This is a genomic window from Limosilactobacillus sp. WILCCON 0051, assembly GCF_039955095.1.
Lineage (GTDB): Bacteria > Bacillota > Bacilli > Lactobacillales > Lactobacillaceae > Limosilactobacillus > Limosilactobacillus allomucosae.
Window position 1 is genome coordinate 886,167 of the sequence record NZ_CP154878.1, and the last position, 19,995, is coordinate 906,161.

The following is a 19,995-nucleotide window of genomic DNA, read 5'->3' on the forward strand; positions in this document are numbered from 1 at the left end:
ATTTAATGATTCTTACTTTAAGCTGTCAGGCAGGTTAAGCGTAGTCTCAGCCGGAGTGGTCTTGGCCAGTACCTTGCCGCGGCGAATGTTGTAGAGAACCTCTACGTGCTTGTTTAAAGCGTTGTAGAAGTCTTCAGCGTTCAGCAGGATGCAGTTGGCTTCCAGACCTTCCTTAATGCCATAACGATCAGCAATATGCAGCGTCTTAGCAGCATTGTAGGTTACGAACTTGAATGAGTCCTGCAGCTGGCTGTAACCCATCAGATGAGCCGCATAGACTCCCATTGAGACTGAATCAAGCATGTTGCCGTTGCCAAGCGGGTTCCATGGATCCTGAATGTCGTCTTCACCAAACGAAACGTTGATGTTGGCAGCATCCAGCTCTTTGATGCGGGTCAGGCCGCGTCGCTTTGGATAGGTATCGAAACGGCCGCCCAGGTGCATGTTGACCAGTGGATTGGAGACAAAATTGATGTTTGACATCTTCAGCAGCCGGAACAGCTTATAGGTGTAGGCGTCATTGTATGATCCCATCGCCGTCGTGTGGCTGGCGGTTACCATGTCGGCAAGACCGGTCTTATAGGCCATCGTTGCCAAGACTTCCAGATTGCGTGAGGCCGGATCGTCAATCTCATCACAGTGAACGTCAACCAGCTTGTCGTATTTTTCGGCCAGCTTGACTAGAAACTTGACTGATTTCCAGCCGTATTCAGTCGTAAACTCAAAGTGAGGAATACCGCCAACGACATCGGCCCCTTCCTTCACGGCCTGCTTCATCAGCTTCTTGCCGTGCGGATAGGAGAGAATGCCTTCTTGTGGAAAGGCAACCAATTGCAGATCAACCACATCCTGCATCTCATGCTTTAATTCCAAAAGGGCCTGCAGTGCAATCAGATGCGGATCAGTAACGTCAACATGGCTGCGCACGTGCTGAATCCCGTGGCTGACCATATTGAGCAGCGTCTTTTTAGCCCGCTGCTTGACGTCTTGAATGGTGAGATCTTTTTTACGTTCTGACCAGATGCGAATCCCGTCAAACAGGGTACCGGTTTCGTTCCATTCCGGCTGGCCGGCTGTCAGCGTGGCATCCAGGTGAACGTGAGAGTCGATGAATGGCGGCAGCAGCACTTTGCCTTGACCATCGATGACTTCTTCGCCAGGCTTAGCGCTCAGACCAGGCTTGATAGCTGCAAACTTGCCGTCTTCAATCCGAACGTCAACGGCATCTTTTTGGTTATCTACATGAACGTTTTGAATCAGCATAGATTAAGCGACCTTTCGATTAAAAATTAGCATTAAGACATAGTAGATGGCACCACTGATCAGCATAACCAAAAACGTTGCCCCGATCGTGTTCTTGAGTGCGGCGACGTTATGCAGCATCAAGAACAGTGCCGTACCGATGATCCAGGTAACTACGGCTGACCAGTTGATTCCGTGCGAGTACCAGTAGCTGCCGTTTTTCTTGGCCAGCTGCGTGACGTCGTATTTCTTGTGGCAGCGCAGATAGAAGTCGGTACAGATGATGGCAATGATTGGTCCCAGTACCATACCTACATAATCCAAGAAAGCGGTAAACGTGTCAAGAAAACTACCAACAATCATTGGAATAAAAGTGACAATGGTGGCAACGATAGCAACGATCCAAAGCGAGTACTTCAGTTTGATGTTGGTGAAGATGTTGGAAAGTGCCGAGCCGGCTGCCAGCAGGTTAACGGCATTGGCGGTCATCGAAGTCAGGATGATAACCAGCAGTGCAACGACCCCCAGCCCCAGACGACTGGCAATCGTACTTGGATCGGAGTTGTTGGCATTATAGGCACCAGAGGTAATGGCAATACTGATGGTTGAGATCAGGCCGATAAAGGCAAACCAGATTACTCCGACCATGGCACCGAAAAATGGCGTCAGCGTGGCGTTGTGCTTTTGCGGCGTGAAACGAGTAAAGTCAGCCCCTGCCGTAACCCAGGCCAGATTGAAGGCTGCTACATAGTCAATGGCGGCTCCGGTAGCCATTTTAGCGCTGGCTGGGACCTGCCATTTAACGATATGCGAGAATGGTACGGTCTTTAAAACGACTACCGATTCCCAGATGACAAAGATCAAAACCAAGATGATCCCCAAGCGCTCAATCATCTGAACGGAACGCGAGCCGCTGGCGATACTGATGATATGTAAAATGCTCATTACCACGATCCCGGCAACGATCCCTTTCCAACCGCCTGGCTTACCCCAGACTGGCCAGCCAAGCAGATCGTTTAAAAGCAGACTGACGGATTGGGCCGCGATAAACGTATTGACGGCCGTCCAGCCAATAAACTGCGTCAGGTTGACCAAAGATGGCAGATAGCTGCCGCGAACCCCGAACGATGCCCGGCTGACGGCCATGGTCGAGACACCGGTCTGATAACCGATGTAGCCAATCAGACTCAAGAAGACGTAAGAAAGTGCCGATGACAGAACCAGTACGTTCATAGCGACTGAAAAACCGCAAGCTGCCAAAACCCCGCCGACAAACCAGGTGCCGTTGTTGGCATTGGCGCCAACCCAGGTCGCAAACATATCCCAGGTTGAGGTCTTGCGTTGATGCATCGCGATGCTGGTGATCTGATCATTGTCGTTTTGCATGGTGTTACCCCCAAAGAAAAAATCGTCACTGGCCAAGTGAGACCAGTGACGATGCAAATAATGTCCTCCCTAAAAAGGGCGAAGATTTTATTTTAACGAACATCCTTGGAGGCCTCACGGGACCAGATTAAAGGTTGAATAATAATTGATAAACTAAGTGTAAACAATATTAATGTTCGTTGTCAATGCTTATTTTCCAATTTGCAGATCATTAACGTGCGGTAAATCTGCAACAAACTTTTCATAAGCCGTCTCCTCGCCGGTTGCGCGGGTTTGAGCATCGGCAAAGCTTGCTTGATGCAGCTCGGCTTCATCAACCGTAACGTGATGCGTGAAGGTGGCGTTGCCGACCAGTTCAATCCAATAGTGGTCAGCTTGGTGGTGGACGATGGTCTTGACCATGCCGCCAGGGTTATAGATGGTCATCGGCACGTCGAAATGCGCCAGCTCGGGATGCGTCAGCGCAAAGGCCAATGAGGTTGCTGACATCCCGGTTCCGCAGGCATTAGTGAAACCGACGCCACGTTCAAACGTCCGGACAAACAGCTCATTTTCGTTCAGAATCTGGGCAAAGTTCACGTTGACGCCATCAGGAAAATATGGGTTTTGACCATTCAGTCGTTCACCCAAGACGCCCAAGACGTTATCCGCCAATTCAGCCGCTGAGACAAAACTGATCAGATGCGGATTGGGAACCGCAATGCTGGTAAAACGCAGGCCAGGAATAAACTCAGGAACCAGCGTGTCAAGCAGCCGTTCATGACCAAGATTGTCAAACGGCAAGGCTTCTTTGTTAAAGCGGACGGGTGAGATCTCAACGGCAAAGGCAGGGACGCCAGGGGCAAAATCTGGCTGGCGCCGAACAAGCAGGTTGGCATCGCGCGTATCCACCTGGAACTCGTCTTGATCAAATTTTTCAGCCAGATAGCGGGCCACGGTACGCAGCCCATTGCCGCACATGGATGCCTCGCTGCCATCGGCGTTGATTACGCGCATTTGAGCCAGGGCCCCAGCTTTGGTTGGCTGGTTGACGACTAAAATGCCATCCGCGCCGCCTAAAAGCCCAGTCTGTGGATTGGTGATTTTAGGAGCAAGCGCCTGCAGCTCAGCGTCGGTAAGCGGCTTATCCAGGGTTGTCTGATCCAGGATAAAGAATTGGTTTTGCGATCCATGAACCTTTAGTAGTTCCGTCATAAAATTACCTCTTTGTCTGATTAGTTTGCGAAGAATTGATGATAGATGACCTGTACGGCTTTATCGGCATCTGCCCGCTTGGTACCCAGCATGATTGAGATCTGTGAGGCCCCTTGGTTGATCATCTGCAGCGAGATGTGAGCATCGGCTAATGGCTGCAGAATGCCGGCAGCAGCACCAACGCGATCACGCATTCCTTCACCGACGATCATGGTAATGGAGTAGTCGTCAATCCATTCCAGGCGATCGGGATTGATCTTATTTTGAATCTCATCGCACAAAACGTCAATCAATTGATCATTCAAAAACTTTTTGTCAAAGATAATCGAAATGTCATCGATCCCAGATGGCATATGCTCATAAGGAACGTTGTGCTTTTCCAGAATATCCAGAATGCGCAGGGTGAAGCCGGCTTCTTTATTTAAGAGATACTTGTGCAGATAGAGTGCCGAAAAATGCTTGCCTGAAGCGACACCAGTGATGATGTTTTCCGGCTTGAAGCCTTTTTCGGGAACGATCATGGTACCAGGCTTTTCTGGAGCATGCGTGTTTTTGACGTTGATGGGAATCTGCCCTTGAATAGCAGGAATCAATGCCTCATCGTGGAAAACCGAAAAGCCGGCGTAGGAAAGCTCGCGCATCTCACGGTAGGTCATCGTGCGGATTGGCTCAGGATCGTCGACTACGTTTGGATTGGCCGAGAAGATCGCATCCACATCGGTAAAGTTTTCGTACAGCCGTGCGTGAAAGCCTCGGGCCAGGATCGCGCCGGTAATGTCAGAGCCGCCCCGTGAGAACGTCGCGATATGACCAGAAGGCGTGATGCCAAAAAATCCTGGAAAGACCAGCCGATCATAGACCTCATACTTGAAGCCGGCCAGATTGCGGTAGGTTTCTGGATTGACGATTGCGTCGTTGGGTGCCCCTGTAACCATGATGCCGGCTTCAGTTGGATCAACGAACCGTGCCTTGATGCCCAGATGGTTCATAATCATTGCGATCAGCCGAGCATTAAGCCGCTCACCGTGGGCCTTGAAAGCGGCCAGCAGATATTCATCGTTGGGGTAGTCTTTTTTAGGCAGGTCAACCAGCAGTTCCTTGATGATCTTGATTTTTTCATCCGGCAGATCAAAAAAGTGACCGATCGTTTCGTAGCGTTCAAAGATTTCTTGAACCGTCTTGGCGGTATCTTCGCCGTTGATCGTTTCATTGGCATAGCGGATCAAAAGGTCGGTTACCTTGATATCGCCGTCGTGTCGTTTACCAGGAGCCGAAACCACAACGATTTGACGAGCTGGGTCAGCCGTGATGATGTTCAATGCCTGTTTAACGGCAGCCCCCGTAGCTAATGAGGTACCACCGAACTTTACAACTTTCATAATTACAGACTCCTTTGTGCGTTGAAAATAATAAAGAACGCAAATTAATTTAATAGGATTCTAACATTTATTGGCATCCTTGCAAGTCTGCTTTTTTGAAATTCAATAGCATAAACGTTTTACAAATCATAGTAGAAAAAATAAATGAGAAAAATTATCAGAATTGACTTGACGATTATTAAACTTAATTATAGACTAACTATTAAATCGAAGAGGCGCAGTCAACATTAGTACCGTATGTTAGTCGCAGACCAGACAATGATCATACGGGAAAGGGGCGATTGCCGAAGCTTTCAGACCGGGTCGCGGCTTGATTGCTGGGGCGTGGCTGAACAAGTCACGGACTGTCGCGGAGAAAAACTTCGCGGAGCGCTATCGACCAATCAGATTAAATTTGACAACAGCCGCAGTGGGTGGCTTTTTGAAAATGGGATCCGTTGTTTGTGCGCGCACGAACAATGGATTTTTTCTTAGCGTTTTCCCCGTCAGAACAACGGAGGTTTTGGATTATGAATTCTCAGATTGCACCGGATCAGATCAACGCAGCGGGTCATTTGACCATTGGCGGCGTTGACTCGCTCGAACTTGCCAAGGAATACGGCACGCCGCTGGTAGTCTACGATGTGGCCCAGATTCGCCGCCAGATTCGGGCTTTTAAAAAGGTGTTTGAGCAGCGCCAGGTTGACTACGCGGTCAGCTATGCCAGCAAGGCGTTTGCCGCGATTGCCATGTATCAGGTCGTAGCTCATGAAGGCGGTCATGTCGATGTGGTTTCGGCCGGTGAGCTCTACACGGCAATTAAAGCCGACTTCCCAATGGAAAACGTATCTTTTCACGGCAACAACAAATCACGGGCTGAACTAGAGATGGCCGTTGATCATCACGTGGGCATGATCGTAGTCGACAACTTCCATGAAATTGAACTGCTTAATGATGTCTTGGCCAGCCGTGATCAGTCAATCGACGTGATGATGCGGATCACACCAGGGATTTCCGCACATACCAACAAGTACATTCAAACTGGTCAGGTTGACAGCAAGTTCGGCTTTGATCTGCAGTCCGGCCAGGCTGACTTGGCACTGCAAAAGATTCTGGCCAGTCCACGAATGCACATGAAAGGACTGCATGCTCATATCGGCTCGCAGATCTTTGAATTGAATGGCTTTCAGATGGCGGCTGCTAAATTGGTTGAGATTGCCGCACACTGGCGCGACGAGTTTGACTATGAGCCAGAAATCGTCAATGTCGGTGGCGGCTTCGGGATTCGCTACGTCAGCGCTGATCATCCATTGAAGCCAGAAGATTTTGTGGCAGCGATCATCGAAACTATTAAGGAAGAAACGCAAAAGCTGAACCTGAAGATGCCGGCTGTCTGGATCGAACCAGGTCGCTCAATCGCTGGTCCCGCCGGCTATAACCTTTATACGGTGGGCTCGCGTAAAGACGTTCCCGGCTTGATGCCATATGTCATGATCGATGGCGGGATGGGCGACAACATTCGGCCAGCGCTTTATGAAGCGGAATACGAAACGGTGCTGGCTGCCGATCCGCAGGCAGAAAACGTGGAAACGGTGCGGCTGGCCGGTAAGTACTGTGAATCAGGCGATATTCTCAGTCAGCATCAGCCACTGCCAAAAACCAAGCCGGGCGACGTTTTGGCAATGCTGGACACTGGAGCCTATGGATATGCAATGGCCTCCAACTATAACCGCAACCCGCGGCCAGCGGTAGTCTTTGCCGAAAATGGTCAGGCTCAGCTGGTAATTGAACGCGAATCGCTTGATGATCTGGTTCATCTTGATCGTTCCTACTCTCAAGCCTAAGACGTTTTAAAATTTGGATATTAATAATAGTAGAAAAAGATTGGAGTTAATCAAAATGGCACAATTAGACGCACAAAGCATTATCAACTACATCGGCAATGCACCTAAGAAGACGCCCGTAAAGGTATTTGTCAAGGGTGATCTGGCTGCCGTAGACGTTCCGGAATCAATTCAAAGCTTTTTAGAAGCACGTACCGGCGTTTTGTTTGGCGACTGGGCCGACGTTAAGCCATTCTTGACTGCCAATGCTGCGCAGATTGAAGACTATCGCGTGGAAAACGATGCCCGCAACTCAGCTGTGCCGCTGCTGGATCTGAAGGGAATCAACGCGCGGATCGAACCTGGCGCCTTGATCCGGGATCAGGTTTTGATTGGCGACAATGCCGTTATCATGATGGGGGCAATCATCAACATTGGTGCAGAAATCGGTGCCGACTCCATGATTGACATGGGCGCGGTGCTGGGCGGCCGGGCAATCGTCGGCAAGCACTGCCACGTCGGCGCGGGCGCGGTCTTGGCCGGCGTAATTGAACCAGCATCGGCTGAACCAGTTCGGATCGATGACAACGTTTTGATTGGTGCCAATGCCGTAGTAATTGAAGGCGTGCATGTTGGCGAAGGCGCCGTGATTGCTGCTGGTGCCGTCGTAACCCAAGACGTCGCTCCGCACACGGTCGTAGCCGGCGTGCCAGCCAAGTTTATCAAGAACGTTGATGATAAGACCGAATCAAAGACGGGCCTGGAAGAAGACTTGCGGAAGCTGTGATGATCGATGACAGAATTAAATGAAGCACAATTAATCAAGATTCGCCGCGATCTGCATCAGATTCCAGAACTGGCGCTGCAGGAAAGACAGACGCATGACTACCTGTTGAATACAATCAGCGGGTTTAACCAGGCTCATCTGGAAATTCGCCAACCGGAAAAACTGCCGACTGCCTTGATGGTTTTGGTACACGGCAGCCAGCCGGCCAGAACGATTGGCTATCGAACCGATATCGATGCGCTGCCAGTAACAGAACAGACCGGACTGCCGTTTGCATCCAAGCATCCCGGCGTCATGCATGCCTGTGGCCACGACATCCACATGACGGTTGCTTTGGGCGTCTTGAGCTGGTTCAGTGAGCATCAGCCAAAAGACAATCTGCTGTTCTTCTTCCAGCCGGCTGAGGAAAGCGAAAACGGCGGCAAGCTGGCCTATGAGCAGGGACTGTTTGCTGGCAAGTGGCGACCAGACGAGTTCTACGGCCTGCACGATAATCCGGATCTGCCCGCTGGCGCGATTGGCTGTCGCATGGGGACGCTGTTTGCCGGCACCACTGAGGTCAACATTGATATTACCGGTAAGGGCGGTCACGCGGCCTTCCCGCAGGATGCCAATGATACGGTCGTGGCGATGGCGTCTTTGATCATGCAGGTGCAGACGATCATCTCACGCAGCATTGATCCGATTCAAAGCGGCGTGATCACGCTGGGCAAGGTTGAGGCCGGCACGATCCGCAACGTGATTGCCGGTCATGCTCACCTGGAAGGCACGATTCGCGGTCTGACGCAGGAAATGATTTTGAAGATCGATCAGCGCTTAAAAGACGTCTGTGAAGGAATTGCCAAAAGCTTTAACGTTAAGGTTGACCTCCAGCTGAATCAAGGCGGGTACTGGCCCGTTGAGAATAATCCGGAGCTGACCAAGCGCTTTATCGACTACATGAAACAGACACGGGACGTTGAATTTATCGAAACCGCACCGGCAATGACGGGTGAAGATTTTGGCTATCTATTGGCCAAGTTCCCTGGCACCATGTTTTGGCTGGGCGTGGAAGATGACTCGCAGCTGCATTCGGCGACTTTAAAACCGGATGAGCGCGCCATTAAACGCGGCGTGGATGCTATTACCGGATTTTTGAACTATCGTATGCAGAACTAGGGGGACTAATTATGAATTTACAGGATGCTGATTTATTAACGGCAATCGTAACGCCATTTAACGAACAAAACGAACTGGATTTTGCCAGTCTGGCCAAGCTGACCAACTATCTGATCGAACAGGGCAGCAACGGTTTTGTCATTGGCGGCACGACTGGTGAGACGCCAACGCTGAGCCATGACGAAAAGCTGGCATTGTATCGTGAGTTTGCCAAGATCATTGATGGCCGCGTTCCGGTAATTGCCGGCACTGGCAGCAACAACACTGCCGAAACGATTGCCTTTACCAATGAAGTGGCTGAGATCGAAGGCATTGACTATGCGCTGGTCGTGGTACCGCCATACAACAAGCCTAATCAGCGCGGCATGATTGCTCACTTTACAGCGGTGGCCGATCAGTCCAAGTTACCGATCGTGATCTATAACATTCCCGGCCGAACCGGTGTCAAGATGGCTGCTGAAACGATCGTGGAGCTTTCGCATCATGAAAACATCAAGGCTGTTAAGCAATGCGCCTCGCTGGAAGAAATGCAGTACGTGATCGATCACAAGGATGATGATTTCCAGGTCTTTACCGGCGAGGACGCTCAAGCATTGACGGCGCGCGTTTTAGGAGCCAATGGCGTGATCTCGGTCGCCTCGCATAATTACTGTGCCCAGATGCGGGAAATGTATGATCAATTGTATAATGGTAATTGGCAGGCGGCCGCACGTCTGCAGCGCTGGCTGACGCCAAGAATGGCCGCGCTGTTTATGTACCCATCGCCATCACCGGTTAAGGCTGTCTTGAACGCACAAGGCTTTGGCGTGGGTGGCTGCCGTCTGCCGATTGCTACTCTGAACGACAACGAAAAGCAGCAGCTGGCGCAGGCGCTGTCATTGCCTGCCGACGCGCTGACTCATGAGTTGCCATTGAATCTTGGAAAGGGTGATGTTGATGACTAGTGTACTGATCGCCGGGTTTGCTGGTGCAATGGGACAAAAAGCCGTTGATCTGGTCAATGGCATGCCGGATTTTCAAATCGTTGCCGCTTTTTCGCCGCAAGCCGACCGTAACGATCCGGAACGCTACAATTTAAATGACGATGTCCAGATCTTTAATGATTTGACAGCGATTCCCGATCAAGCAGCCGATATCTGGATTGACTTTACCGTTCCCAGTGCGGTTTATGAAAACGTCAAATACGCGCTGAATCATGGCATGCGACCCGTAGTTGGCACGACTGGTCTGACTGATGAGCAGGAAGCCGAACTGAAGGACCTTGCCAAAGCCAATCATTTGGGCGGCCTGATCGCGCCAAACTTTGGCATGTCGGCGGTCTTGCTGATGAAGTTCGCCCAGGAAGCCGCCAAGTATTTCCCGGACGTTGAGGTTATCGAAATGCACCATGCTGATAAGAAAGACGCGCCATCAGGAACGGCACTGAGCACGGCTAAGATGATGGCTCAAAATCGTCAGCCGCACGAAAGCAATCCAGATGAGGTCGAAACGCTGGCCAACGTCCGCGGCGGCGACTATCAAGGCATCCGCATTCACTCGGTCCGTCTGCCAGGCTATATTGCCCATGAGCAGGTGCTGTTTGGCGGCACTGGCGAGGCATTGACCATTCGTCAGGATTCATTTGATCGGGGCTCGTTTATGAGCGGCGTTAAGGTAGCCTTACAAAAGGTTGCGTCGCTGAATGAACTGGTTGTCGGTTTGGAAAATATTCTTTGATGTAAAGGGGAAATTTGTTTATGCCAACTCTAGCAAAAGATCTTAATGAAACGGTCAACCCACGCGTGGCTGCAATCTCACCATCTGGAATCCGCTCTTTTGATGCTCACGTCTCCAAGATTCCAGGCATCGTTAAGCTGACGATTGGTGAACCTGATCTTAACGTTCCTGAACACGTTAAGCAGGCAGCCGTGCAAAGTATTGTTGAAAACGACTCGCACTACACTTCCAACCGCGGCAAGATTGAACTGCGAAAAGCCATCAGCGGCTATCTGGAACGGACACGCGGCGTGCACTATGACCCAGAAACCGAAATCGTTGCTACGGTTGGTGCGACCGAGGCCCTGGCAGCAACGATCTTTTCTCTGATCAATGAAGGCGACAAGGTGATTATTCCAACGCCGGCCTTCTCGCTGTACTTCCCATTGGTTTCTCTGGCAGGTGGGACGCCGGTACAGGTTGATGTTTCAGAGGACGATTTTGTCTTGACGCCTGAACTGCTGGAAAACGTCTTGAAAAAGGAAGGTCCAGCAGTTAAGGCGGTTCTGCTGAACTACCCAGTCAACCCAACTGGCCGTGAATATCCACGCGAGGTGTTGGAAGGCCTGGCTAAGGTCATTGCCGATCATCATCTGTATGTATTTGCCGATGAAATCTACAGTGAACTGGTTTATGGTGTGGAACACACGTCAATGGCTACGCTTTTGCCAGACCGGACCATCTTTATCTCTGGCCTGTCCAAGTCGCATGCCATGACTGGCTATCGGATGGGCTACTTTGCCGGTCCTAAAGAAGCCATCGACAACATCACCAAGCTGCATTCATTCTTGGTAACCTCAATTACCGACTCAACGCAGGCAGCCGCCATTGAAGCCTACAACAATGGGGATGAGGATCCGATTAAGGCACGGGCCATCTACCAAAAGCGGCGTGACTATGTTTTGAAGTCCTTAAACGATATGGGCATTGAAACGGTTCCACCACAAGGCGCGTTCTACATTTTCGCCAAGATTCCAGCCAGCTATGGTACGGATGACATGCAGTTCGCCTTGGATCTGGCCAAGGAAGCCCAGGTCGGCGTTACGCCAGGCAATGCCTTTGGTGCGGGTGGTGCCGGCTGGGTTCGGCTGTCATACGCGGCTTCTGATGAGGATCTGCACACGGCGATGGAACGCATGAAGCCATTTATTGAAAAGGTTAACGCAAAGAACTAAAGGAGCGATTCTAATATGAGCAAGCAGTACAATGTCGCAATTCTGGGTGCCACGGGGGCGGTCGGCACGCGGATGATTGAACAATTAGCCCAGTCTACGATTCCCGTCAAGCATGTTAAGCTTTTGGCATCCAAAAAATCAGCCGGTAAGACGCTGCAGTTTAAGGGTCAGCCGGTAACCGTTGAGGAAACGACTCCTGAATCCTTTGACGGCGTTGACATTGTATTGTCGTCTGCTGGCGGATCGGTTTCCAAGAAGTTTCTGCCAGAAGCCGTTAAGCGCGGGGCAGTCTGTGTTGACAATACCAGTGCCTTTCGAATGGAGCCAGATGTGCCGCTGGTCGTACCAGAAGTCAACGAAGCTGCTTTGAAGGATCATCATGGCATCGTGGCCAATCCTAACTGTTCCACGATTCAAATGGTGATGGCTCTGGAACCCGTTCGGCGCAATTTTGGCTTAAAGCAGATCGTGGTTTCTACCTACCAGGCAGCTTCGGGTGCTGGTCAATCCGCTTTAAACGAAATGTATCAGGAAGCCCAAGACTTTTTGGACGGCAAGGACATGCAGCCTGATGCTCATATTCTGCCAACCAAGGGCGACAAGAAGCATTACCCACTGGCATTCAACCTGCTGCCGCAAATTGACGTCTTGGAAGAATCAGGCTATTCGCACGAAGAATGGAAGATGATTCATGAAACCAAGAAGATCATGCTTGGCGACATGAATTCACAAGACATTAAGGTTACGGCTACCTGTGTCCGTGTGCCGGTTCCAATCGCGCATGGCGAAAGCGTCTACTTTACGGTTGAGGATGAATCGGCTACGGCTCAGGATATTATGCGCGTGGTAGCCGACTTCCCTGGCAACGTTTTGGAAGACGATATTGCTCATCAGATCTACCCACAGCCAATTAATGCGGTCGGCAAACGGGAGACGTTTGTCGGTCGGATTCGCCCTGATTATGAAAACAAGGGTGCCTTCAACATGTGGGTCGTTGCTGACAATCTGTTGAAGGGCGCTGCCTGGAACACGGTTGAAAATGCCGAGCGTCTGGTAGCACTGGGCCTGGTCTAAAAGATTTCTTGAAACTAGCATCGACTTAAACTGAAAATCCGTCTGGCTGCTTGCGGGACGGATTTTTTTGTTATACTGGAAATATAATTTGGAATCAGGAAGGAAGATTTATTTATGGATGCCAACCATCTTTCATTACGATTGGCGCGTGTTGCCAGCTATGTACCTAAAGGAGCCCGCATGGCCGATATTGGCTCGGATCATGCCTATCTGCCGGCACACCTGGCATTGAACGATCAGATTGAGTATGCCGTTGCTGGGGAGGTTGTCAAAGGACCGTTTGAAAACGCCGCACATGAGATCAAACAGCTGCAGCTTGACAACGTGATTCAGCCGCGGCTTGCCGATGGACTGGCAGCAATTCAAGCTGATGATTGCATTGATACGATTACGATTGCTGGAATGGGCGGAACCTTGATTGCCAAGATTCTGGCTGCCGACACGCAAAAACTTGCCGGGGTCAAGCGCTTGATCCTGCAGCCCAACGTTGGCGGTGAGCGCGTCAGAGAATGGCTCTTGGCTAATCAATGGCAGATCATGGCTGAAGAAGTGCTGGAAGAAGATGACCATATTTATGAGATCATCGTGGCTGAGCCTTCGATCGTTCCATTTACCTATAACGATCGTGAGCTTAAGTTTGGTCCTTTCTTATTGGAACAGGATCAGCCTGCTTTTCGGAAAGAATGGCTGGCCGAGCTTGAGCGAGAGCAGGTTGCCATTGAACAGATGAAAAAAGCCGCCCAGCCGCCCGTTGCCAAGATCAAGGAGTTTGAACGCGAGATGCAGATGATTAAAGAGGTGATCAAATGACGACTGGAAACGATCTTATTCAACGATTTGAAATGTTTGCCAATCCGGCTTTGGCTGAATCTTGGGATCATGTCGGCCTGCAGCTGGGCAATCCTGAACGACCGGTCAAACGGGTCATGACGGCTTTGGACTGCCGCCCAGAAGTCGTCCAAGAAGCCATTGAAAAAAACGTTGACTTTATCTTCAATCACCATCCAGCCATGTTTCATGCCGCTAAGACCTTGGACGTACGCGACCCGCAGATTGCCATGTATCAAACGCTTTTGGAGCATGACATTACGGTTTACGCGGCACATACCAACCTTGACAATGCCAATGGCGGAATGAATGATTGGCTGGCTGACCAATTGGAGCTGACTAACGTTGAGCCGCTGCAGATTACGGGCGTTGATCCGATCTCAGGACGCGACTATGGAATGGGGCGGCTGGGCGACTTATTGCAGCCAATGAGTCCAGCGGCATTTGGTCAATGGTGTCTAGAAAAGTTTCAGCTTAATGGAGCCCGTTTGATCGTCAATCCAGCCGATCAAAAGCAGCTGATCAAGCGAGTTGCGATTTTGGGCGGCTCCGGACAGGATTTTTGGCAGCTGGCTAAAAAGCGCGGGGCTGATGCGTATGTAACTGGCGATGTGAGCTATCATTTTGCCCATGATATGATTGCCAGCCATTTAACGGTGGTTGATGCCGGTCATCATATCGAAGCCGTCTGTCAGGATCAGCTGGCCAGTCTGCTTAAAAAATGGCGCCAGGAAAACGACTGGGATTTTGAGGTCATAACCTCTGAGATCAATACGGAGCCGTTTAAGTTTATCGTCAAATAGGCTGACTTTGCCTGCTCTGTTTATTGAAAAAGTGCTAAAGTTGACGTATTGGTAGTAATGACTAATTCATAAAGAAAAGGTGATCGATTTGACTGAAGAAAAATATCCTGAACTGCTGCCGCGTTTTTTGAAATACGTTCAGGTTGAAACGCGCTCGGATCCGCAATCAGCCACGGTGCCTTCCAGTCCTAAAGAAACGGCCTTTTTAAAACAGCTAGCGCAAGAGCTGCAAGACCTGGGATTGAGCAACGTGCGCATTCATCCGCAAAACTCATATCTGTTGGCAACGATCCCCAGCAATCTTGATCATGACGTGCCAGTTGTTGGTTTGATTGCCCATATCGATACGGCGGACTTTAATGCCGACCACGTTCTGCCGCAGGTGATTGACGATTATGATGGTCAATCTGACATTGCCTTGTCGGACAGCGGCTATCAGCTTTCGCCGGCTGAGTTTCCATCATTGAAAAAATATGCGCATCAGACGCTGATTACGACGGATGGCCGCACGCTTTTAGGCGCCGATGACAAATCAGGCGTGGCCGAGATCGTAACGATGGCATCATATTTGCTGAAGCATCCTGAAATCAAGCATGGCACGATTCAGATCGGTCTGGGGCCGGATGAGGAGATTGGTACTGGTGCCGACCACTTTGACGTTAAGGACTTTGGGGCTGATTTTGCCTATACGGTTGATGGCGGTCCACTGGGTGAGCTGGAGTATGAAACCTTTAATGCTGCCCAAGCCGAGATTACGATTACTGGCAAGGACGTCCACACTGGGGTTGCCAAGGGAACGATGATCAATGCCATTCAAGTCGGCATCGATCTGCACAACCGCCTGCCAGAACACGATCGCGCTGAGGAAACGGCTGGTCGCGAAGGCTTTTACCATCTCTACAAGTTCAATGGCGGCGTTGACCATGCCGAGATGACCTATCTGATTCGGGATCATGATCGCCAAAAATTCGAGGAGCGCAAGCAGAATCTCAAGCAGATCGTTGCACAGCTAAACGAACAGCTGGGTGAAGAGCGGATTCAAATGAAGCTTTACGATCAATACTATAATTTGAAGGATGCGCTCAAGGATCACATGGAAGTCGTTGCGATTGCCAAACAGGCGATGGAGAATCTGGATATTGAACCAGTGATCTATCCAGTGCGGGGCGGTACGGACGGCTCCACGATCTCTTATCTGGGGCTGCCGACGCCAAACCTGTTCGCGGGTGGCGAGAACATGCACTCGCGCTTTGAGTACGTTTCTTTGCAGACCATGGAAAAGGCCTTGGATGTTTTGCTGGAAATCGTCAAGCTGACGGCCCAGACACCGGTTAAATAGTTTTGCCGCTTAAAGTATAAAATCCCTGTCGCAGCTGAGCGGCAGGGATTTTTAATTTGAAATGTTTGAAAACGCTGTAATGATTGATTCATTGGTGATATGCTTAAAAAAACGGCTTGAAATCAGAAAGGATGATGAGTCATGCAAACCGTTACGATCAATCAGCGCGTGCTGGCGGCAGTCGGTCTGGGTACCTGGCACATGGGGGATGATCCCGCTAAGCGTACGACGGAGATTCAAGCGCTGCAGGCAGGCATTAAAGCCGGTGCACAGGTCATCGATACGGCCGAGATGTATGGCAATGGCAAAGCCGAGCGTCTGGTTGCCGAAGCCATCAAGCCGTTTGATCGGCAAGACCTGTTTATCATTGACAAGGTCCTGCCGCAGCACGCGAGCCACGCGCAGCTGGAGCAGAGTCTGGATCGCAGTCTAAAAAACGTTGGCACGGATTACTTTGATTTATATCTTTTGCATTGGCGCGGGCAGGTTCCATTGGCTGAAACCGTGGCCGAACTGGAGCGGGTCAAGCAGGCTGGCAAGATTCGAGCCTGGGGCGTCTCTAATTTTGACGTGGCTGATCTAAAAGAGCTGTATGCCCTGCCAAACGGCGATAACTGCGCAGCTAACGAAGATCTTTATAATCTTGATCGACGCGGGATCGAATATGATCTGCTGGCCTGGCAAAAAGATCAAGGACTGCCATTGATTGCCTATTCGCCGGTTGCACAAGGCGATACGTTAAGTGGTCGACTCACCGCGGATCCAACGCTGCAAAAACTGGCTGCTCGGCATCAGGCCACGGTTTATCAGATCATGCTGGCCTGGACCATTCGCTGCGGCAATACGCTGACGATTCCTCAGACCGGCAACCCTGAGCATGCGCGGCAGAACGTGGCGGCTGGCGAGCTGGAATTCAGTGACGCGGAGCTGTTGGAACTGGAACGAGCCTTCCCATCACCGCGCCAAAAACAGCCGCTGGCTACGATTTAGTCATGGCAAACGGTAAAAATGGCAGCTTGGCCGACTAGTTTTGGCTAAGCTCGTTTTGAAAGCGGGTAAGCCAAGCCGGCAGCGCCTCGCTTAGTGAAGCATAGGTGTCATAAAAGCGATGCGTGATCCAGGGGTCGACAATCCAGTGATCCTCTTTACCTGCAACGGCTGCATAAATACCATGTACCTTGTCTGCCAGACCGGCTGGAGCCATTGAGCGGGCGTCCAGCATGTTCATCTGATCCATTACCAGAATGTAATCGGCGTCAAAAAAGTCATGGTCCGTCAGCTGGCGAGCAATCAGACCATCAGCTGACAGGCCATGTTCGGCTAAGACGGCCTGCGTTCGGTGATCAGCTGGCGAACCGGCTGCGATGTCGCTGGTACCGGCTGAATCAATTTGAATCTGATCGGCGAGTCCGGCATCAGCGACCATTTGCCGAAACATTGCCTCGGCCATTGGTGAGCGGCAGATGTTGCCCAGACAGACAAAGATAACTTTCATTTATAAAACCTCGCTTGCTTTTAGTTTGCTAAGGCATTATAACAGCCACAAAGCTTGATTTGTGGGCAAATTGAAAAGATTCGCATCATTTATTAAAACGTGTTACTATAATGTTAGAGATGGAGCGATTAAACAGGATCGCTCCTTTTTTATTGGGGGAGTAATCGATGAAACAAAAAATACTGAAGCTGCTGCTGTTGCCGCTGCTGGCACTGGGAATCGGCATGCAGACGCCACCAATGCCGACTGGATCGCATGCGGCCCAGCCAACAGTCGTTAAGGCAGCCAAAAAACATCAGTCGCAGCGCGTAAAAAAGCAGGCAGCTGCGTCTTCCAGCCAGTCTGATGAGCAGCTGGCTCAGCTTAACTATCAAGGAACGCAGACCATCAGCGTCAATAATGGTCAACCGGATTTTACCAGTGAGGATCTGGATACCAGTCATGGCGCCTGGCAGCAATACGGCAACCTGGATCGTTTAAATCGCGCGACGCAAGCCAATGCACTGCTGAATCGATCTTTGATGCCCAAAGCCAAGCGCGAGCCGCTAAACGTTACGCCCACTGGCTGGCACAACAAAAAGATCAAGGGCGGCTATCTGTATAACCGCTCGCATCTGATCGGCTATCAGCTGACGGGTCAAAACAACAACTGGAAAAATCTGATTACTGGAACGCGCTCGCTCAATGATCCTGAGATGGTTCGCTATGAAGATGAGGTTGCCGACTATCTGCGGACGCATCCTAACGACTATGTCCGCTATCAGGTGACGCCGATTTTTCGGGGCGACGAGCTGCTAGCGCGGGGCGTGCACATGCAGGCGCAGTCAGTCAACAGTCAGGCCATCAAGTTCAACGTCTATATCTTTAACGTGCAAGATGGCGTAACGCTCAACTATGCTGATGGGACCAGTACGGTTGACAATAGTGCCCAAAACGTCAGCTCAACGCCGGCCGTTTCTAAAACCGCAAACAGTCAAGCACCCAGCCAAGGCAATAATGACCAGACCACCGTCTATGTCACACCTAATGGTACCAAATATCATCTGGACCGCAACTGCCGCGCCCTGGCCCGTTCCAAAACCGTTGATTCAATGACGCAGGGACAGGCAATCGCTGATGGCTATACGCTTTGCGGCTTTGAGCGCTAAGCCGAAAAACAAAAAAGAGCACTGAAGACTTTCAGTGCTCTTTTTATAATTGCTGAGTAAAATTATTTAGCAGCCTTTTCTGGGTTAGCCTGCTTTGAAATCAGGGAAATGCAGTTGGTTGCCAATAATGCTACAACAACGGCAACAATACCAGTAGTTACGTAATTAACCGTGCAGCTTTCCAGTTGACCGGCGATGTAGCCCAAAACGTCACCCAGAATAAAGCTCCAGATAATGATCATAATTTCTTTGCCAATTGTACGCATTTTAGTTCACCCCTTAGTTGGATACAAAACTATTCTAACATAAAAAATCTGACTTGAGTATTGATAATCTAAGGCATTATTAAGCAACTGACTCAGGGGCCAAGCTGCCTGATCAGAAAAGAAAAAGCGTTCCCAGATCGGTTAATTGACTCATAGTTCCAGAGCTGAGTGATCTTACGGAGTCCGGATCAGATTTGGCGGAATGCTTTTAACCCGAATAAATTCATAAAATAACGCTTTGAATGTGAAAATGATGTTATAATTCCAATAATTTTTTAATCAAGGGAGGAAGAAACTATGTCAGCATCGCTCGGTGACTCGCACCTGCTGTTAAAGACTATCGATGGTCAACAGCTGTTCGTTCGCCAAAACCTACCCGTAGCGCCGGCTGCCATATTGGTTATCGTTCATGGTCTGGGAGGCCATCAAGGTCGTTATGACTATATGACCAATTATTTCGTTCGTCACCACGTTGCCGTCTATCGCTATGATCATCGTGGTCATGGTCAGACACCAGGACCGCATGGCGTTTATGGCGATTTCAATCATTTTCCTGATGACCTTAAAACCGTCGTTGACTGGGCCAAGAAAAACACGCCGCATCTGCCGATCTTTGTGGCTGGACACAGTCTGGGCGGCGGTACGGCGATGGCATTTGGCGCCAAATATCCTCAGGTGGTCAACGGCATTATTTCGGTTGGGGCTTTAACGCGCTATCACCATCAGATTTTTGGTCCGTTTCGTCATTTTGGCGATGATGAAACGATCAGCGGCAGCTTTGGCGATCGCAGCAACAGCAGTGCCTGGATGCGGCAAGACTATCAAGCCGACCCATTGAACCTGACTGAGATTAAAGGCTCGCTGCTGAACGCGGCGATGGATCTGGTGACTTTTAATCGAACGCACGCTGCCGATTTTATCGATCCGGTCTTGATTCTGCATGGTGCCGAAGATGGCGTTGTGAGTGTCACGGATTCGATGGACAGCTATCGGGAGATTTCGTCGCGCGACAAAGAGCTTCACGTCTATCCATTTTTAAAACATCAGGTATTGAACGAGCCATCGCGACGATTGGCGGTTTATCAAGAAATTTTGGACTGGATGAAAAAACATGGCTAAATCAATGAAAAGTCAGCTGATTGGGTACACACCAATCGACTGGCT

General features: G+C 50.3%; 18 protein-coding genes, 1 pseudogene and 1 riboswitch. Of the genes and pseudogenes, 13 read left to right on the forward strand and 6 right to left on the reverse strand.

Annotated features, from left to right (window positions below):
* Positions 1 to 12 precede the first annotated feature (12 nt).
* The 4 genes from codA to ABC765_RS04285 all read right to left on the reverse strand — a co-directional run bounded on the left by codA (position 13) and on the right by ABC765_RS04285 (position 5,201).
* Positions 13 to 1,263 carry a cytosine deaminase gene (gene codA / locus ABC765_RS04270; RefSeq protein ID WP_347953086.1) on the reverse strand — a complete coding sequence of 417 codons (1,251 nt, stop codon included), beginning with the start codon at positions 1,261 to 1,263 and terminating at the stop codon, positions 13 to 15.
* Positions 1,264 to 1,266: 3 nt separating this feature from the next.
* Positions 1,267 to 2,628: a cytosine permease gene (locus ABC765_RS04275; protein ID WP_347980925.1), complete on the reverse strand. Its 1,362-nt coding sequence runs from the start codon at positions 2,626 to 2,628 to the stop codon at positions 1,267 to 1,269.
* Positions 2,629 to 2,817: 189 nt separating this feature from the next.
* The gene (gene dapF / locus ABC765_RS04280) at positions 2,818 to 3,822 is read right to left on the reverse strand and encodes a diaminopimelate epimerase (RefSeq protein ID WP_347980796.1); all 1,005 of its coding nucleotides are present in this window, start codon (positions 3,820 to 3,822) and stop codon (positions 2,818 to 2,820) included.
* Between the two features lie 20 nt (positions 3,823 to 3,842).
* The gene (locus ABC765_RS04285) at positions 3,843 to 5,201 is read right to left on the reverse strand and encodes an aspartate kinase (protein ID WP_128512873.1); all 1,359 of its coding nucleotides are present in this window, start codon (positions 5,199 to 5,201) and stop codon (positions 3,843 to 3,845) included.
* A 202-nt stretch (positions 5,202 to 5,403) separates the two neighbouring features.
* A riboswitch (Lysine riboswitch) is annotated at positions 5,404 to 5,585 on the forward strand.
* 125 nt (positions 5,586 to 5,710) lie between these two features.
* Between ABC765_RS04285 and lysA the strand changes: the two genes are divergently transcribed.
* The 11 genes from lysA to ABC765_RS04340 all read left to right on the forward strand — a co-directional run bounded on the left by lysA (position 5,711) and on the right by ABC765_RS04340 (position 16,912).
* Entirely contained in the window at positions 5,711 to 7,024 is a 1,314-nt protein-coding gene (gene lysA / locus ABC765_RS04290) for a diaminopimelate decarboxylase (RefSeq protein ID WP_347980797.1), read from the forward strand.
* A 55-nt stretch (positions 7,025 to 7,079) separates the two neighbouring features.
* Complete coding sequence (gene dapD, locus ABC765_RS04295; RefSeq protein ID WP_045025433.1) at positions 7,080 to 7,790, forward strand: 2,3,4,5-tetrahydropyridine-2,6-dicarboxylate N-acetyltransferase; 711 nt, start codon at positions 7,080 to 7,082, stop codon at positions 7,788 to 7,790.
* A gap of 6 nt (positions 7,791 to 7,796) precedes the next feature.
* Entirely contained in the window at positions 7,797 to 8,948 is a 1,152-nt protein-coding gene (locus ABC765_RS04300) for an N-acetyldiaminopimelate deacetylase (RefSeq protein ID WP_347980798.1), read from the forward strand.
* Positions 8,949 to 8,956: 8 nt separating this feature from the next.
* Positions 8,957 to 9,892, forward strand: coding sequence for a 4-hydroxy-tetrahydrodipicolinate synthase (gene dapA, locus ABC765_RS04305; RefSeq protein ID WP_347980926.1), 936 nt, complete (start codon positions 8,957 to 8,959; stop codon positions 9,890 to 9,892).
* A complete protein-coding gene (dapB, locus tag ABC765_RS04310) occupies positions 9,882 to 10,664 on the forward strand; it encodes a 4-hydroxy-tetrahydrodipicolinate reductase (protein WP_347980927.1) in 783 nt (260 codons plus the stop codon). The genes dapA and dapB overlap by 11 nt, the downstream gene beginning before the upstream one ends.
* A 20-nt stretch (positions 10,665 to 10,684) precedes the next feature.
* Complete coding sequence (locus ABC765_RS04315) at positions 10,685 to 11,878, forward strand: aminotransferase class I/II-fold pyridoxal phosphate-dependent enzyme (RefSeq protein WP_347980799.1); 1,194 nt, start codon at positions 10,685 to 10,687, stop codon at positions 11,876 to 11,878.
* A gap of 15 nt (positions 11,879 to 11,893) precedes the next feature.
* Entirely contained in the window at positions 11,894 to 12,952 is a 1,059-nt protein-coding gene (locus ABC765_RS04320) for an aspartate-semialdehyde dehydrogenase (RefSeq protein ID WP_288718368.1), read from the forward strand.
* A 114-nt stretch (positions 12,953 to 13,066) separates the two neighbouring features.
* Positions 13,067 to 13,762 (forward strand): tRNA (adenine(22)-N(1))-methyltransferase TrmK, encoded by a 696-nt coding sequence (locus ABC765_RS04325; protein ID WP_347980800.1) that lies wholly within the window; start codon positions 13,067 to 13,069, stop codon positions 13,760 to 13,762.
* A complete protein-coding gene (locus tag ABC765_RS04330; protein ID WP_347980801.1) occupies positions 13,759 to 14,583 on the forward strand; it encodes a Nif3-like dinuclear metal center hexameric protein in 825 nt (274 codons plus the stop codon). The genes ABC765_RS04325 and ABC765_RS04330 overlap by 4 nt, the downstream gene beginning before the upstream one ends.
* Positions 14,584 to 14,671: 88 nt before the next feature.
* Positions 14,672 to 15,922 carry a peptidase T gene (pepT, locus tag ABC765_RS04335; RefSeq protein WP_347980802.1) on the forward strand — a complete coding sequence of 417 codons (1,251 nt, stop codon included), beginning with the start codon at positions 14,672 to 14,674 and terminating at the stop codon, positions 15,920 to 15,922.
* Between the two features lie 141 nt (positions 15,923 to 16,063).
* Positions 16,064 to 16,912 carry an aldo/keto reductase gene (locus tag ABC765_RS04340; RefSeq protein WP_347980803.1) on the forward strand — a complete coding sequence of 283 codons (849 nt, stop codon included), beginning with the start codon at positions 16,064 to 16,066 and terminating at the stop codon, positions 16,910 to 16,912.
* 34 nt (positions 16,913 to 16,946) lie between these two features.
* Here the strand turns inward: ABC765_RS04340 and ABC765_RS04345 are convergent, their stop codons facing one another.
* Complete coding sequence (locus ABC765_RS04345) at positions 16,947 to 17,417, reverse strand: low molecular weight protein-tyrosine-phosphatase (protein ID WP_347953095.1); 471 nt, start codon at positions 17,415 to 17,417, stop codon at positions 16,947 to 16,949.
* 167 nt (positions 17,418 to 17,584) lie between these two features.
* Between ABC765_RS04345 and ABC765_RS04350 the strand changes: the two are divergent.
* Positions 17,585 to 18,340: pseudogene (locus ABC765_RS04350) on the forward strand (DNA/RNA non-specific endonuclease); the annotation flags it as partial.
* A 287-nt stretch (positions 18,341 to 18,627) separates the two neighbouring features.
* On the opposite strand, the gene ABC765_RS04355 reads toward ABC765_RS04350, so the two are convergent.
* Positions 18,628 to 18,831 carry a YjzD family protein gene (locus ABC765_RS04355; RefSeq protein WP_033934762.1) on the reverse strand — a complete coding sequence of 68 codons (204 nt, stop codon included), beginning with the start codon at positions 18,829 to 18,831 and terminating at the stop codon, positions 18,628 to 18,630.
* 297 nt (positions 18,832 to 19,128) lie between these two features.
* Between ABC765_RS04355 and ABC765_RS04360 the strand changes: the two genes are divergently transcribed.
* The gene (locus ABC765_RS04360) at positions 19,129 to 19,950 is read left to right on the forward strand and encodes a lysophospholipase (protein WP_347980805.1); all 822 of its coding nucleotides are present in this window, start codon (positions 19,129 to 19,131) and stop codon (positions 19,948 to 19,950) included.
* Positions 19,951 to 19,995 lie beyond the last annotated feature (45 nt).